Annotated in this window: 4 protein-coding genes; 2 read left to right on the plus strand and 2 right to left on the minus strand. The window is 36.0% G+C overall.

Features of this window, described 5'->3' with window-relative positions:
• Positions 1-163: 163 nt before the first annotated feature.
• Positions 164-439 (plus strand): HU family DNA-binding protein, encoded by a 276-nt coding sequence (locus ACODS7_RS31810; RefSeq protein WP_243169447.1) that lies wholly within the window; start codon positions 164-166, stop codon positions 437-439.
• Positions 440-495: 56 nt separating this feature from the next.
• On the opposite strand, the gene hfq is transcribed toward ACODS7_RS31810, so the two are convergent.
• On the minus strand, positions 496-729 hold the full coding sequence (gene hfq / locus ACODS7_RS31815; protein ID WP_243169446.1) for an RNA chaperone Hfq: 234 nt from the start codon (positions 727-729) through the stop codon (positions 496-498).
• A gap of 22 nt (positions 730-751) precedes the next feature.
• A complete protein-coding gene (locus tag ACODS7_RS31820) occupies positions 752-1,033 on the minus strand; it encodes an AbrB/MazE/SpoVT family DNA-binding domain-containing protein (RefSeq protein WP_078188152.1) in 282 nt (93 codons plus the stop codon).
• Between the two features lie 113 nt (positions 1,034-1,146).
• Between ACODS7_RS31820 and ACODS7_RS31825 the strand changes: the two genes are divergently transcribed.
• Positions 1,147-1,311: a Spo0E family sporulation regulatory protein-aspartic acid phosphatase gene (locus tag ACODS7_RS31825; protein WP_098138892.1), complete on the plus strand. Its 165-nt coding sequence runs from the start codon at positions 1,147-1,149 to the stop codon at positions 1,309-1,311.
• Positions 1,312-1,681 lie beyond the last annotated feature (370 nt).

A 1,681-nucleotide genomic window follows, 5' to 3' on the forward strand; every position in this document is an offset into this window, starting at 1 on the left:
TATTTGTCATTTTCTTTCGCCTCATTCTCTTTTTAGGGTACTTTCTCATGTACACATTTTCTCGTTCGCAAAGAATCTAATCTGTTACACTTACAAACTACCTTGCACCGTTTTCATTCTCGCCTTATACTAAGATAATAATCATGACAATAAGAGGTGTTTTATGAATAAAACAGAATTAATTCAAAAGGTAGCGATGGAAACAGGATTAAAAAGACCACAAGCAAGCCTAGCAGTAGATACCGTATTAGAATCCATTCAGCAAGCACTGCAAAAGGGGGACAATGTTCAGCTAATTGGATTCGGTACATTCGAAGTCCGAGAACGGGCTGCACGAGAAGGACGGAATCCAATTACGGGAGAATCTCTTATCATTCCTGCGAAAAAAGCACCTGCCTTTAAAGCCGGTAAACAATTAAAAGAAGCAGTCAACAACTAAATATGTATCTGTCTATCAGACTACAGAAGCATGAAATCATTGGGATTCATGCTTTTTTATAATCGAATCGTTGAAATCGCATGTTTATAAATCAAGTGGTTTTTACCATCGGATTCTACCAAAATAGAAAATGCATCATATTCTTTTATGATTCCTTTCATATGAAATCCGTTGATTAAAATCAACGAAGTGACCTTCTTCTCTTGTATGACTTCTTGTAATAACCGTTCCTGCATCGATACGGTATTTCTGGTTCTTTCTTTTAAAACAGGTTGTGCTTTTCCCTCCATCCGATCGTTCCCCCTCGTATTCTCAAACTCTTTCCAGATACTGTTCTAATTCCTCCAGAAGCTGTTTCGCTCCTTCTGGACTCAACGTCAGCTGTCCGTCCGCTAGTTTGATGTTCTGGGAAGAAATTTCTCCTGTTACGAGACACGTACCATCCGATTTATATTTCTGTAAAATTACACTTTCCTCTTCTACAAATATTTCTATGGCATCTTTTTCGTGGATATCAAGCGTACGCCTTGTTTCCCTTGGTATCACAATCCGTCCTAACTGGTCTATTCTTCGTACGATCCCTGTTGATTTCATCCTTCTGTTTTTCTCCTTTTCAAATAGAATATTTTCTCTCTTGTTACCGTTTTTATTCGGGTGAAATGTATGTATACTTTATAACATATTGTTTACAACACGGGAGGCTATTCATGTCTACATCCTATATTTCCTATTTACAAAAGAAAATTAAGAAGAAACAAAAAACACTTCGGAAATTAACAAAACTATATGGATTCACACATCCGTTAGTTGTCGCCTATAATCAAGAATTAGATCCATTAGTCGTTCTTGCCATGCGCTATCTTTCCTCTTGATGAAGAAGAGATTCGAATTCGGCAAAAGAACCGAATTCGAATTCTTTATACACATGTCTCCTCTATTTTACCATACTTTTTCATAGAATGGTTTTTATAACCATTTTCGCATAAAATTTTTCTTTTTGCACATCCTAACATGACAATCCCATCCTACTACTGTTATTTGCACCAAAACTACATTTGTTTCGTTGGATTGTCATTGCTTATTTTTCCTTAACTCCATTCAAAATGAGGACAAGACATATCAACATACATCGTCTTGTCCTCATTTTATGATTTCACTCAAAAATAAAACGAATCACCTAAAGAACGTATAAAAAAACGGACTTCACATATAGTAAGAACAGCAATTCCACCATACAATTCA

Source organism: Bacillus sp. FG16 (assembly GCF_057809515.1).